Here is a 12,918-nt window from a genome sequence, read left to right as displayed (position 1 = left end):
TGCATTCCTGCATTCCTGCATTCCTGCATTCCTGCATTCCTGCATTCCTGCATTCTGCCCTCTGTGGACTGCCCGAGGGTCAACCGGTTCCACCCTATCATGAAGTCGCCAGGCATAGCAGGTGGCGCGGTAACCGCGTACCCTCGAGGTGACCTCATTCATTAGCTCTGCCTATTGCTGCCGAGCCACCCGCTGCCCCAAGCCCTATTCTGACCCGAGCCAACGGAACGCCCCATGGACTGGAACCCCGCCGTCATCTGGCTGATCGTCGCCCTGCTGCTGGGCCTTGCCGAGCTCACCACCGGCGGCCTGGTGCTGCTGGCACTGGCTGCCGCCGCGGCCCTGACCGCGGCTCTCGCTGGCCTGGGGCTGTCGCTTCCCTGGCAGCTGCTGGGCATGGGCCTCTTCTCCGGCGTGCTGGTGCCGCTGGCGGTGTGGGTGATCCGCCCGCGCTTCTCGCCCCGCGGCGTGGCCTACGGCACCACCGGTACCGGGGTGGAGAAGGGCCGCATCTACACCGTCCTCAAGCGCGACTTCGACGGCGCCAGCGGCATCAAGATCAACGGCGACTTCTATCGCCTGCGGGTCGCCGCTGACGCCGACGAAAGCAGCGGTGAGACCGACCTGCCACCCGACACACGAGTCATCTTCCAGACCTTCGATGGCACCACCGCCATCGTGCACCTTGCCCATTCGGCGCCGGATTCGCGCGCCCGCCAACACACGGAGTAATTCCGCATGGATCTTCCTGTCAGTCCGGGGCTGATCATCGCCCTGATCGTCGTCGTCATCGGCATCCTGATCATCGCCAAGGGGCTCGTGATCGTCCGCCAGTCGGAGGTGATGGTGATCGAGCGCCTGGGGTCGTTCAACCGCGTGCTGGAGAGCGGCATCAACATCATCGTCCCCTTCATCGACCAACCCCGCGCCATCACCATGATCCGCTACCGCAAGATGGGCGAGGACTATCAGGCCATCACCAGCAGCGAGACGCGCATCGACCGCCGCGAGACGGTGATGGACTTCCCCGGCCAGCCGGTGGTGACCACCGACAACGTCACGGTGAATATCAACGGCGCCCTCTACTACCAGATCATCGACCCCAAACGCGCAGTCTATGAAGTGGAGAACATGAGCCAGGCGGTGGAGGTGCTGGCCAAGACCACCCTGCGCTCAGTGGTCGGCAAGATGGAGCTCGACAAGCTGTTCGAGTCCCGCGCCGAGGTCAACAACGAGATCCAGTCGGCCATGGAAGAAGCCGCCTCCAAGTGGGGGGTCAAGATCTCGCGGGTGGAGGTGCAGGACATCGCCATGCCCGAGGAGGTGGAGTCCGCCATGCGCCTGCAGATGGCGGCCGAACGCAAGCGCCGTGCCACCGTGACCGAGGCCGAGGGCGAGAAGTCCGCCGCCATCGCCATGGCCCAGGGCCAGCGCGAATCGTCGATCCTCAACGCCCAGGGCGACAAGGAGTCGGCCATCCTGCGCGCCCAGGGCGAGCAGGAGTCGATCAAGCTGGTGCTGGGCGCCATCGGCGACAGCGAGGAGAACAAGCGCACCGTGGTGGGCTACCTGCTCGGCCAGAGCTACATCAAGGTGCTGCCGACCATGGCCAAGGACGGCGAGCGTGTCTTCGTGCCCTACGAGTCCTCGGCGCTGCTGGGCTCCATGGGCATGTTCCGCGAGATGGCCGGCTCACCGGAAGACGCCGTGGCCAACCACCTTCAGGCCAGCGGCAACCGCAGCGGCCTGCGCGGCGGCGTGGTGGGCGGAGCGGCCAGCGGCGGCTGAGCCTGCCAAGGCACCTGTCCCCAACGAGACCGGCCCGCCAGATGGCGGGCCGGTCTCGTTGGCAGGCGGAGATTTGTCACCCCAGCTGAAACGGATACACCGAGCCGATACGCAGCAGCGAGGAGAGCTCGTCCAGGGCGACGAGGGTCTCCCGGGCCAGGGCCGGGTCGGCGAGGTCCTCGGGCGCCAGGCGGTCGCGATAGTGACGCTCCACCCAGGCGACCAGTTCGCCGTGCAGGGCCTCATCCAGCAGCACCCTTCCGGACAGCGCCTCGCGCTCCTCGGCCGAGAGCACCACCCTCAGGCGCAGGCAGGCGGGACCGCCGCCGTTGCGCATGCTCTGCTTGACGTCCTTCACCACCACCTCGCCGATGGGGTTGGCCCCGGCCAGCAGGTGGTCCTGAACCGTACGCCACACGCTCTCGTTCTCCTGGCACTCCCCGGGCACCACCAGGGTCATGGAGCCGTCGGGGTTGGAGAGCAGTTGGGAGTTGAAGAGATAGGAGCCCACGGCGTCCGCAAGGCTCACCGCTTCCACGGGCACGCGGACCGGGATCAGCGGCGCGCCCATCCGCTCGCGCAGCGCCTCGAGGGTGCCCGTCTCGTCGAGGAAGGCCATCTCGTGATAGAGCAGCACCGGGCCGTTGCCCACCGCGATGACATCGTTGTGGAAGACCCCGGCGTCGATGGCCTCGGGATGCTGCTGGGCGAACACCGTCTGCGACTCGGCCAGGCCGTGCTGGCGGGCCACCGCCTGGCTCGCCTCCAGGGTCTGGCGCGCCGGGAAGCGCTGCGGGGCGGTCAAGGTCTCGCTGCCCCAGCCGAAGGCCTCGCGGCCGTAGACGAAGAGGTGCACGCCGGCGTCACCGTGGTCACCGGCCAGGCGCGTATGGTTGGCCGCCCCTTCGTCGGAGAAGGCCGGCGTCGCCGGCAGCGCCGGGTGGTGCGCGAAGTGCGCGTCATCGCGGAAGATCGCCTGCAGCACCCGTCCTGTGGTGGCCGGCTCCAGGAAGCGATGGAAGCTCGACTGCAGGTTGGCCGGCGTGAAGTGCACCCGGCCGTCCGGGGCATCCGGGCTCGGCGTCACCGTGGCGGCATTGGCGGTCCACATGCTCGAGGCGGAACACACCGCACGCAGGATCTGCGGCGCCTCGCCGGCGGCCCGGGCCAGCACCCGCTCGTCGCTGCCGGTGAAACCCAGCGCGCGCAGCGCGCCGAGGTCCGGGCGCTGCTGGGGCGGCAGCACCCCCTGGAGATAGCCGGCGTCCAGCAGCGCCTTCATCTTGGCCAGCCCCTGCAGGGCTCCCTCCCGGGGGTTGGCCACCAGGCCGCCGTGGCTCATCGAGGCGACATTGCCCAGCGCCAGGCCCGAGTAATTGTGGGTCGGCCCTACCAGGCCGTCGAAGTTGACCTCGCGATAGTCGCCGCTTCGCGATGCACTCACAGGCTCACCCCCGGTGGCAGCTGGTCAGGCAGGTGCAGGTCCTCGCTCTCCATGGAAGCCACCGGATAGGCGCAGTAATCCGCCGCATAGAAGGCGCTGGGGCGGTGGTTGCCGCTCTCCCCCACCCCGCCGAAGGGCGCGTCGCCGGAGGCACCGGTGGTCTGGCGGTTCCAGTTGACGATCCCGGCGCGGATGCGCAGCAGGAACTCCTCCCAGTCGGCGTGCTCGCCGCCGATCAGCCCGGCGGCCAGCCCGTAGCGGGTGTCGTTGGCCAGCCGGATCGCCTCGTCCCAGTCGCGGTAGCGCTGCACCTTGAGCAGCGGGCCGAAGTGCTCCTCGTCGGGCAGCGCCAGCCCGGTGACGTCGACCAGCCCCGGCGAGAGCAGGCTGGTACCGGTCTCGAGGCGCTCCATGCGCGCCAGCACCGTGCCGCCGAGCTCCTCCAGCGCCGCCTGGGCCACAAGCAGTCCATCGGCGGCCGCCACGCTGACCAGGCCACCATAGAAGGGAGCGGGCTCGCTGAAGGGACCGGCCACCCGCAGCCGCGAGATGGCGTCACTGAGCGCATCGAGGAGGTGATCCCCCACCGGCCCCTCGGGCACGATCAGCCGACGGGCACAGGTGCAGCGCTGGCCGCCCGAGAGGTAGGCCGACTGCAGGATGGTGAGCACCGCGGCGTCCTGGTCGGGCACGTCCTTCACCACCAGCGGGTTGTTGCCGCCCAGTTCCAGCGCCAGGATCTTGTCCAGCCGGTCGGCGAACTGGCGGTGCAGTATCCCCCCCACCCCGGCGCTGCCGGTGAACAGCAGACCGTCGATGCCCGGGTCGGCGGCCAGCGCCTGGCCGACCTCCGCCGCCCCCTGCACCAGGTTGATCACCCCGGCCGGCAGCCCCGACTCCAGCCAGCACTGCAGGGTGAGGTCGGCGGTCAGCGGCGTCTGCTCGCTGGGCTTGAAGACCACGCAGTTGCCGGCCAGCAGCGCCGGCACCATGTGGCCGTTCGGTAGATGGCCGGGGAAGTTGTAAGGGCCGAAGACCGCCATCACGCCGTGGGGACGGTGGCGCAGCACGGCCCGGGTATCGCCCAGGTCGCGCTCCCGCTCGCCGGTGCGCTCCTGGTGGGCGCGGATCGAGATCGCCACCTTGCCGATCATCGAGCCTACCTCGGTACGCGACTCCCACAGCGGCTTGCCGGTCTCGTGAGCGATGGCCGCGGCCAGGTCCTCGCGATGGCGCTCCAGCACCTCCCGGAAACGCTCCACCAGGGCCTGGCGCTCGGCAAGGGGTGTGCGCGCCCAGCCCGGAAAGGCCTCCCGGGCGGCCGTCACGGCGGCCCCCACCTGGTCAGGGCTCGCGGCGCCCCCCTCCCAGAGGCGCTCGCCGGAGACCGGGTCGTGCTTGGTGAAGGTCTTGCCCTCCCCGGCCTGCCAGATGCCGCCCACCAGCAGCTCTCGTGTCGCCTTCATCAGCCTTCCTCCTCGGTATCCAGAATGCGCAGGTCTGCGCCGGATTCCACCTCGAGGCACGCCGCCTCGTCGGGGGAGAGCCTGAGCACGCCCTTCTCATCGGGGCCGCGCCCCACCCAGGCGGCGCGAAAGTCGGCCATCCCGGTGGTGGCGGCCAGCCAGCGCGGTCGCGCGCCCGGCTCGAACGCTGCCGGGACGATCTCGACCCGGCAGCGCTTCGAGAGGCGCACCCCGCGCACATCGTCGATGTAGGCCTCCACAGTGGGGCCACCGTCGAAGATGTCGATGTAGCCCTCCCAGCGCAGACCCTCCTTCTTGAGCATCGCCAGGGCCGGACGTGTCTGCTCGTGGACCCGGCCGATGCAGGCCCGCGCCTCCTCGGAGAGGAAGGGCGTGTAGATCGGGTACTTGGGCATCAGCTCGCCGATGAAGCTCTTCTGCCCCAGTCCCGTCAGCCGGTCGGCCTCGTCGAAATCCAGCGGAAAGAAGTGGCTGCCCAGGCAGTGCCAGAAGGGGCTCCTGCCCCGTTCATCGAAGACGCCGCGCATCTCCGCCAGCACCTTGTCGGGGAAGCGGTCGCGAAACTCCGCCATGAACAGCCAGCGCATCATGGAGAGCAGCGCCCCGTTGCGCTCGTGGCGGCGGTCGCTGCCGCGGTACTGGGGGCGCAGGAAGAGCGAGGCCACCTCGGCATCGCCGGTGTGATCGGAGCACAGGAACAGGCTGTCGATGGTGCGGTGCAGGTCGAGCTGCACCGAGGAGTGGGCCAGGGTGCCCACCCGGTAGTGGTAGAAGGGCGTCTCGCGGCCCACCTCGCCCTCAATGGCGCAGCAGCCGGCCAGGTGGCCAGTGGCCTCGTCCTCCAGCACGAAGAAGTAGTTGCGCCGGTCCGGCGGCACACGCTCCTCGAAGGCGCTCACCGTGGCGGCGATCTTGGCGGCCAGGAACTCGCGGTTGTCGGGCAGCGAGGTGAAGCCCACGCCAGTCTCCCGGGAGAGGGCCTGCAGCTCGTCCAGGTCTCCCTCGGCGATCGGTCGAATGCGCATCACAGCTCTCCCTCGTCATAGCCCGGGTCGCGCTCCTCGGCGCCGCCCTCGCTCATGCCCGGCAGCGCGAGCGGCGCGGCCAGCACCGCGCGCCCCTCCCCCACGCCGAGGCGCTCGGCATGCTCCGGCGAGAGCATCAGCTGGCCGGTGGGCGACAGGGCATAGCGTGCCACCACGCAGCAGAAATCCCCCAGACGCTGATTGGCCACCATGGCCGGCTCGGCGTCCGGCAGGGCGTGGGCCGGGCGAATGCGCACCGGGTGCCAGGCGGCCCGCCGGAAGGACTGCAGCCGCTCGCGCTCGGCCTTGATCACCGGCCCGGCGTCGAAGATGTCCACGTGACGCGAGCGCAGGAAGCCCTCGGCCAGCATCTCGGCCAGCGCCGCTTCGTGGTCGGGATGCTCGCGGCCGATGGCGGCGCGGGCCTGGGGGGTAAGCAGCGGCAGGTAGAGCGGGAACTCCGGCATCACCTCGGCGATGAAGCTCTTCGAACGGATACCGGCCAGGGTATTGATCTCCTGGTAGTCGCGCATGAAGAAGTGACGCCCCACGCTGTTCCAGAAGGGCGACTCTCCGGCCCCGTCCAGGAAGCCCGGAAAGGCCATGGCCAGGATGCCGGCGAAGCGCTCCGGGTACTGGGCGATGAACATCAGCCGCGCACGGCGCAGCAGGCTATCGGCGCTGGTGCCCCGATAGCGGGGCTCCAGCGAATAGGCGCACAGCAGGCTCGCTTCCGAGACCTCGTGGGAGAGCGCCAGGGTCTGCACCTCCCGACGCACGTTGAGCTGCTGGGAAGCGTGGATCAGGGTCTCCTGCCGATAGGTGTAGTAGGCATCCCGGGCACCTGCCTGGGCGCGGATCGTGGCGGTGCCCACCGTCTCGCCGCGCTCCAGGTCCTCGAGCACGAAGGTGTAGTGCTCGTCGCCGGGGAAGGCCACCTCTGCGGCGAAGGCCTGGCGGGAGCGGGCGATACGCTCCTCCAGGCGATCGCGGTGGGCCGGCAGGTTGGTCAGCTGCGGCACGGCCTCACCGGCCAGGCGCTCCAGAGCGGGCAGGTCCGCGGGCACTGCTGGGCGAACGATCAGCATGGCGGGATCTCCGTCGGATGACAGGGCGCCGACGGGGCGGCTCACTGACCGGCCACCAGCCGCGCCACCGCCCTCTCCAGGCGCGCCATGCCCTCGGCGATGTCGGTCTCGGGTATCACCAGGGAGGGCGCCATGCGCAGCACGTTGGGGCCGGCGATCAGCGCCATCAGGCCCTCTTCGATGGCCAACGGCAGGATGTCCTTGGCACGGTCCCGGTAGTCCGGGGCCATCTCGGCACCCATCAGCAGCCCCATACCGCGAATCTCGCGGAACACCCCGTGCTTCTGGTTGATCGCCTCCAGATGCTCACGGAACAGCGCATGGCGGTGCTTCACGCCTGCCAGCACCTCGGGGGTGTCGATGAACTCGACGGCCGCCAGGGCCACGGCAGAGGCCAGGGCGTTGCCGCCGTAGGTGGAGCCGTGGGTGCCGATGGCCATGGCCGGGGCGATACGGTCGGTGGTGAGCATGGCGCCCACCGGGAAGCCGCCGCCCAGCGACTTGGCGCTGGTCAGGATGTCAGGCGTCACGCCGTATTGCATGTAGGCGTAGAGGGAGCCACTGCGCCCAACCCCGGTCTGCACCTCGTCGAAGATCAGCAGGGCATCGTGAGCATCGCACAGGGCGCGCAGCCCCTGCAGGAACTCGGGCGTGGCGGGGATGATGCCGCCCTCGCCCTGCATCGGCTCCACCATCACCGCGCAGGTGTCGTCGTCGATCAGGTCGCGGACGCTGTCGAGGTTGTTGAACTCGCCATGGACGATCCCCCCGGGCACCGGACCGAAGCCCTGGGCGTACTTGGGCTGGCCGCCGACGCTGACGGTGAAGAAGGTGCGGCCGTGGAACGACTGGGTAAAGGAGACGATGCGGTGCTTGTGCTCGCCGTGGTGGTCGTGGGACCAGCGACGCGCCAGCTTGAGGGCCGCCTCGTTGGCCTCGCCGCCGGAGGAGCAGAGGTAGACCTTGTCGGCGAAGGTGCGCTCGACCAGGCTGCGCGCCAGGGCCAGGGCCGGCTCGTTGGTGTAGACGTTGGAGAGGTGCCAGAGCTTGCCCGCCTGCTCGGTGAGCGCCTCGACCAGCGTCGGATGGCAATGGCCCAGGGAGTTCACGGCGATGCCGCCGGCGAAGTCGATGTACTCGCGCCCCTGCTGATCCCACAGCCGGCTCCCCTCCCCGCGCACCGGGATCGCCTGCTGGGGGGCGTAGTTGGGCACCATGTACTGGTCGAAGTCGGCGCGGGTCGGAGTCTGGCTCATGTCGCGGGTCCTTTGCGGGAAGGGGGGATGCGTGGCGGATGCTCCTCCGAGTATAGGGATTCCCCCCGGCGACCGCTTTCATCGATGGGACAGGGAGTTGTGAAAAAGGCTAGGCTGAGGTCGATGCTTCCCTGGAGTCGCCCATGTTCAACACCACCGCCTGGAACCGGCTGCGCTACAGCCTCTACGCGCCGCTCTATGACGCCGTGGCCGACCGCGCCTTCCGTCGGCCACGCCACGCATCGCTTGACCAGGTGACCTGGCAACCCGGGATGCGGGTGCTGCTGGTGGGGGCCGGCACCGGGCTCGACCTGCCCTGGCTGCCCCGCGACGTGGAGATCCACGCCACTGACCTCAGCCCGGCCATGGTGAAGCGGACCGAGCGCCGCGCCGAGGCGCTGGGCATGGACGTCCAGGCCGCGGTGATGGATGCAGAGTCGCTCGGCTTTCCCGCCGATCACTTCGATGTGGTGGTGATGCACCTGATCGTGGCGGTGATGCCCGACCCGGCCCGCGGCCTCGCCGAGGCCCGCCGGGTGCTCAGAAGCGACGGCCAGCTCTGCGTGATGGACAAGTTCCAGGCCGACGATCGCCCCGCGGGCGCCTCCCGCCGCGCCCTCAACGCCCTGACCAGCGCCATCGCCACCGACATCACCCGCCAGGCCCGCCCGCTGCTGGAGGCCGCCGGCTTCACCATCGAGCAGGACACCCCGGTGATGATGGGCACGCTGTTTCGCGCCCTGCTGGCGCGCCCGGCAGGAGCCCGCACCGCCTGACCCCGCTCTGCCCCCTGCCTAAGCACGTGGCCGGGAAACCAGCGACGCCGGCGCGATGGTGAACCAGACGCCGACGATCACCACCAGGCTGGCAACGACCTGCACCGTCAGGATCTGATCCCCCAGCAGCCACCAGGCACCCAGCATGGTGAAGACCGGCAGCAGGTTCAGGTAGACCGCCGCCCGGGTCGGGCCGATCTCGGCCAGGGCGCCGTTGTAGAGCAGCAGCGCCACCACCGAGGGGAAGATGCCCAGGTAGGCGAGCCCGGCCCACTGCCGCGCCGTCAGCCCCGGCACCACCTGCCAGGCGCCCTCGAGCAGGGCGATGGGGGCCAGCGCCAGGTTGGCGATGGCCAGCATCACCAGCAGGCTGCCGTAGCGCGGAAAGCGCGCCATGTGCTCCCTGACCAGGAACGAATATCCCACCCATATCAACACCGCCAGCAGCATGATCAGGTCGCCTGGATTGATCCCGCCCGCCAGCGCCTCGGGCCCCTGGCCGGCCAGGATCACCGCCACGGCACCGGCCAGGGAGAGCGCCACGCCGGCCCACTGCAGGGGCCGAAAGCGCTCTCCCAGGAACAGCACGCTGAGCAGCAGGGTCACCACCGGGATCAGGCTCTCGAGAATGGCCACGTTGGTGGCCGAGGTGTAGCTCAGCGAGGCGTAGATCAGGGCATTGAAGAAGGCCACGCCGGTGAGCGCCAGGCCCAGCAGTGGCCTCCAGTGGCGGCGGAACAACGGCCAGCCCTGACGCGCCTGGTACCACCCCAGCGGCAGCATGATCGCAAGCGCGATGGCCACCCGCCCCAGCGAGACGGTGAAGGGAGGCAGCTCGGCCAGCGCCTTGCCCACCAGGATATTGCCGGAGAAGATCGCCACCACCAACAGCAGGAAGAGATGGGGCCTCAGGGCATGCAGGGTGTGCAGGGAGATCAACTCAGCCGCTCCTCCCGCGGTGTCAGGCCGAAGTGGTTGCGGTAGGCGGTGGAGAAGTGCGCCGCCGAGGAGAAGCCGGTCATCAATGCCACCTCCCCGGCCGGGCGTTCGCCCTCGCGCAGCAGCCGCCGCGCCCGCTGCAGGCGCAGGTCCAGGTAATAGCGGCTGGGCACCGCCTGCAGGTGCTTCTTGAACAGCCGCTCCAGCTGGCGCCGCGAGATCCCCAGGTGCTCGGCCAGCTCGGCGGTGGTCAGCGGCTCCTCGATATTGGTTTCCATCAGCGCCAGCGCCTCAGTCAGGCTCTCGGGGACGGCACCCGACGGCAGGCCGGGCGGCGGATCATCGCCCATGCGCACCCGCTCCTGCACGAAGTGGGCCGAGACCCGCTCGGCAAGCGCGCTGCCGTGCTGGCGCCCGACGAGGGTCATCATCATGTCCAGGGCGGCCGTGCCGCCGCCGCAGGTCAGGCGCTCGCGGTCGATCTCGAACGGCTGCCGGGAGAGCCGGATGCGCGGATGGGCGCGACGCACCGCCTCGAGGTGCTGCCTGGGCACCGTGGCCCGGTAGCCGTCCAGCAGCCCGGCCCGGGCCAGCAGTTCCGCTCCCCCGCCGATCCCCGCGATCGGGCGTCCCGGTATCGCCAGCTCGACCAGCCGCCTCCGCAGGGCCTCGTCTGCCGCCTGGGCACCGGGGGCGCAAACCACCAGCATGTCCAGATCATCGAGAGACTGGGCCAGGGCGCGTTCGGCCAGCAACTGCTGGCCGGAAGCGCTGGCGACCGGCTGCACCGCCGCCCCCAGGGTGACGAGGCGATAGAGGGGCGCCTCGGCGAGCTGGCCGGCCACCGTCAGGGGTTCGGTGGCGCACGCCTGGGCCAGCAGCGAGAAGCCTGGCAGCACCAGCACGCCTACCCACCGACAAGACGACAGAGCAGGCAGGGATGACGGGGGTTCATGCATGGACGGGGCCGGCTCGGAACGGGGCCCTCATCTTACCCAAGCAGGCGGCCGGGCGCTAAGGCCCGGCCGGGAGGGTCGAGGTCGGATGGTCCTGGGGTGCCTACCGGACACTGCCGCTGTAGATCAGCATCGCAGCCACCAGCAGGCCCAGCACCACGATAATGATGGGCAGCAGGCGCTGCATGGTCCTGGGCGGTGGTTTCTTCGCCTCCGGCTGGCCGGCATCCCGCTCGGGGTGGTCGAAGTCCTCGGGCTCAAGCACCTCCTTGAGGTGCTCGCGTTCCTCTTCCGGTGTCTTGCTCTCTCTGGTGTCCATGAGCTCCTCCAGGGTCGGTAAGCCACCACGCCACGAGACCGTCCAGCTGCCCGGACTCGCGCGTCCTTACAGTGTCACGACATCGAATTCCACGTCCGGGTTCACATCGGCCTCGTAGTCGACGTCATCGCGCTCGAAGCCGAACAGCTTCAGGAACTCGTGCTTGTAACCAGCATAGTCGGTGATCGCGAAGAGGTTTTCGGTAGTCACGCGTGGCCACAGTTCCTTGCACGCCTGCTGGACGTCATCGCGCAGCTCCCAGTCGTCCAGGCGCAGGCGGCCGGCCTCGTCGGTGGCCATCTTGCCCTGTCCCTGCGGTGAATAAAGGACCTCGCCGAACAGGCGGTTGAGCTGGTCGATGGTGCCCTCGTGCAGGCCCTTCTCCTTCATCACCTTGTAGACCATGGCGATGTAGAGCGGCATCACCGGGATGGCCGCGCTGGCCTGGGTGACCACCGACTTGAGCACCGCCACGTTGGCGCCGCCGCCGGAGGCCGAGAGGCGCCTGTCGATCTCGCCGGCGGCGCGGTCCAGGTCCTCCTTGGCCTTGCCCAGGGCGCCATGCCAGTAGATCGGCCAGGTGATCTCGGTGCCGATGTAGCTGAAGGCCACGCTGCGTGCGCCGGGGGCCAGCACGCCGGCGCGGTCCAGGGCGTCGATCCACAGCTCCCAGTCCTCGCCGCCCATCACCGCGCGGGTATCCTCGATCTCCTGCTCGGTGGCGGGCTCCACCTCGGCCTCGATGATGGCGTCCTTGTTGGTGTCGATGGCGGTGGCGCGGTAGGTCTCGCCGATCGGCTTCAGGCTGGAGCGCTTGAGCTCACCGGAGTCCGGCAGCTTGCGCACCGGCGAGGCCAGCGAGTAGACCACCAGATCCACCTGGCCCAGATCCTGCTGGATCAGTTCGATGGCCGTCTCGCGGGCCTCGTGGGAGAAGGCATCGCCGTTGATGGACTTGCTGTAGAGCCCCTCCTGCTTGGCGAGGCGGTCGAAGGCGGCACTGTTGTACCAGCCGGCGGTGCCGGGCTTCTTCTCGCTGCCCGGCTTCTCGAAGAACACGCCCAGGGTGTCGGCACCGTAGCCGAAGGCCGCGGTGATGCGGGCCGCCAGGCCATAGCCGCTGGAGGCCCCGATCACCAGCACCTTCTTCGGCCCGCGGGCCTTGTCCAGGCCGCGAGCGCGGGTCGCCTCGATCTGCTCGAGCACGTTCTTCTCGCAGCCGACGGGGTGGGTGGTGGTGCAGATGAAACCGCGTACCTTGGGCTTGATGATCACGTCAGACCTCGCTGTTGGTCGTTGTCGGGCCGGCATGCGGCCGTCCCGCTGTCATGGAGTGGCAATCGCCCTATTCTAGCGGCCGCGCCGGGCGCTGTCCGCCCTTGAGCCCGCCACCCGCCTGGGGCAGGATGCACCTCCGGGCGCAATGCCACGAGGAGGATCCCGATGAATGCACAGACCCTGGTCGATGAACGCGGCGAACTGTGGCTGGCGCTGGCCCCGCTGTGGCTGGAGCGCGAGCCCGGCGAGCGCGACTACGCGCACATGATCGAGGTGATCGAGCGCCACGACATGACACTGAAGGAACTGGAGTGGATCTTCCGCCTGGAGCTCGCCCCGGTGCTGGGGCGCCAGCAGATGTCGATGGTCGGCGAATGGCGCCGCTTCGATGACTACGCGCTGATGAAGCAGCTGGTGGCCCACAACCTGCGCCTCACCGGCTGGCGCCGCAAGAGCTGGATGCTCTTCTCGGGCCTGACCACCATGATGACGAGGCATCGCTGGAATGAGCTGATCGCACGACTGATGGTGGAAAGGGGCGAGACACCCCCATGATGACCCG

The 12,918-nt window shown here is 69.3% G+C and carries 13 protein-coding genes; 4 read left to right on the top strand and 9 right to left on the bottom strand.

Going from position 1 to position 12,918, the window contains the following annotated elements; genetic code table 11:
* Positions 1-234 precede the first annotated feature (234 nt).
* Positions 235-732, top strand: a complete 498-nt coding sequence (locus tag IBX53_RS11690; RefSeq protein ID WP_290909392.1) for a nodulation efficiency, NfeD-like protein — start codon at positions 235-237, stop codon at positions 730-732.
* 6 nt (positions 733-738) lie between these two features.
* A complete protein-coding gene (locus IBX53_RS11685) occupies positions 739-1,788 on the top strand; it encodes an SPFH domain-containing protein (RefSeq protein ID WP_290909391.1) in 1,050 nt (349 codons plus the stop codon).
* A 76-nt stretch (positions 1,789-1,864) separates the two neighbouring features.
* On the opposite strand, the gene astB is transcribed toward IBX53_RS11685, so the two are convergent.
* The 5 genes from astB to IBX53_RS11660 are packed head-to-tail and all read right to left on the bottom strand — an operon-like array spanning position 1,865 to position 8,088.
* Positions 1,865-3,232: an N-succinylarginine dihydrolase gene (gene astB, locus IBX53_RS11680; RefSeq protein ID WP_290909389.1), complete on the bottom strand. Its 1,368-nt coding sequence runs from the start codon at positions 3,230-3,232 to the stop codon at positions 1,865-1,867.
* Entirely contained in the window at positions 3,229-4,698 is a 1,470-nt protein-coding gene (gene astD / locus IBX53_RS11675; protein ID WP_290909387.1) for a succinylglutamate-semialdehyde dehydrogenase, read from the bottom strand. The genes astB and astD overlap by 4 nt, the downstream gene beginning before the upstream one ends.
* Positions 4,698-5,744 carry an arginine N-succinyltransferase gene (gene astA, locus IBX53_RS11670; protein ID WP_290909385.1) on the bottom strand — a complete coding sequence of 349 codons (1,047 nt, stop codon included), beginning with the start codon at positions 5,742-5,744 and terminating at the stop codon, positions 4,698-4,700. The genes astD and astA overlap by 1 nt, the downstream gene beginning before the upstream one ends.
* A complete protein-coding gene (locus IBX53_RS11665; protein WP_290909383.1) occupies positions 5,744-6,832 on the bottom strand; it encodes an arginine N-succinyltransferase in 1,089 nt (362 codons plus the stop codon). The genes astA and IBX53_RS11665 overlap by 1 nt, the downstream gene beginning before the upstream one ends.
* 41 nt (positions 6,833-6,873) lie before the next feature.
* Positions 6,874-8,088: an aspartate aminotransferase family protein gene (locus IBX53_RS11660; protein WP_290909381.1), complete on the bottom strand. Its 1,215-nt coding sequence runs from the start codon at positions 8,086-8,088 to the stop codon at positions 6,874-6,876.
* A gap of 143 nt (positions 8,089-8,231) precedes the next feature.
* On the opposite strand from IBX53_RS11660, the gene IBX53_RS11655 reads away from it, so the two are divergent.
* Positions 8,232-8,864, top strand: coding sequence for a methyltransferase domain-containing protein (locus tag IBX53_RS11655; protein WP_290909379.1), 633 nt, complete (start codon positions 8,232-8,234; stop codon positions 8,862-8,864).
* Between the two features lie 18 nt (positions 8,865-8,882).
* Here IBX53_RS11655 and IBX53_RS11650 read toward each other — a convergent pair whose 3' ends face one another.
* From IBX53_RS11650 to fabV, 4 genes are all read right to left on the bottom strand, one after another.
* On the bottom strand, positions 8,883-9,803 hold the full coding sequence (locus tag IBX53_RS11650) for a DMT family transporter (protein ID WP_290909377.1): 921 nt from the start codon (positions 9,801-9,803) through the stop codon (positions 8,883-8,885).
* Positions 9,800-10,705 carry a GlxA family transcriptional regulator gene (locus tag IBX53_RS11645; protein ID WP_290909394.1) on the bottom strand — a complete coding sequence of 302 codons (906 nt, stop codon included), beginning with the start codon at positions 10,703-10,705 and terminating at the stop codon, positions 9,800-9,802. The genes IBX53_RS11650 and IBX53_RS11645 overlap by 4 nt, the downstream gene beginning before the upstream one ends.
* Positions 10,706-10,862: 157 nt before the next feature.
* Positions 10,863-11,078, bottom strand: a complete 216-nt coding sequence (locus IBX53_RS11640) for a hypothetical protein (protein WP_290909376.1) — start codon at positions 11,076-11,078, stop codon at positions 10,863-10,865.
* A 66-nt stretch (positions 11,079-11,144) separates the two neighbouring features.
* Entirely contained in the window at positions 11,145-12,353 is a 1,209-nt protein-coding gene (fabV, locus tag IBX53_RS11635) for an enoyl-ACP reductase FabV (protein WP_290909374.1), read from the bottom strand.
* 168 nt (positions 12,354-12,521) lie between these two features.
* Here fabV and IBX53_RS11630 point away from each other — a divergent pair, with 168 nt between their 5' ends.
* A complete protein-coding gene (locus IBX53_RS11630) occupies positions 12,522-12,911 on the top strand; it encodes a hypothetical protein (protein WP_290909372.1) in 390 nt (129 codons plus the stop codon).
* The last annotated feature ends 7 nt before the right edge of the window (positions 12,912-12,918 follow it).

Origin of the sequence: Halomonas sp., from assembly GCF_014859505.1 — a bacterium.
GTDB lineage: Bacteria > Pseudomonadota > Gammaproteobacteria > Pseudomonadales > Halomonadaceae > Halomonas.
Note: the sequence above shows the minus strand (reverse complement) of the source record. Positions and strands in the feature narration are given on the sequence as shown.

Bases quoted from the DNA above. Each gene is read 5' to 3' on its own strand.
- IBX53_RS11690 (WP_290909392.1), top strand. From the start codon at position 235: ATGGACTGGAACCCCGCCGTCATCTGGCTGATCGTCGCCCTGCTGCTG.
- IBX53_RS11685 (WP_290909391.1), top strand. From the start codon at position 739: ATGGATCTTCCTGTCAGTCCGGGGCTGATCATCGCCCTGATCGTCGTC.
- astD (WP_290909387.1), bottom strand. From the start codon at position 4,698: ATGAAGGCGACACGAGAGCTGCTGGTGGGCGGCATCTGGCAGGCCGGG.
- astA (WP_290909385.1), bottom strand. From the start codon at position 5,744: ATGCGCATTCGACCGATCGCCGAGGGAGACCTGGACGAGCTGCAGGCC.
- IBX53_RS11665 (WP_290909383.1), bottom strand. From the start codon at position 6,832: ATGCTGATCGTTCGCCCAGCAGTGCCCGCGGACCTGCCCGCTCTGGAG.
- IBX53_RS11660 (WP_290909381.1), bottom strand. From the start codon at position 8,088: ATGAGCCAGACTCCGACCCGCGCCGACTTCGACCAGTACATGGTGCCC.
- IBX53_RS11655 (WP_290909379.1), top strand. From the start codon at position 8,232: ATGTTCAACACCACCGCCTGGAACCGGCTGCGCTACAGCCTCTACGCG.
- IBX53_RS11640 (WP_290909376.1), bottom strand. From the start codon at position 11,078: ATGGACACCAGAGAGAGCAAGACACCGGAAGAGGAACGCGAGCACCTC.
- IBX53_RS11630 (WP_290909372.1), top strand. From the start codon at position 12,522: ATGAATGCACAGACCCTGGTCGATGAACGCGGCGAACTGTGGCTGGCG.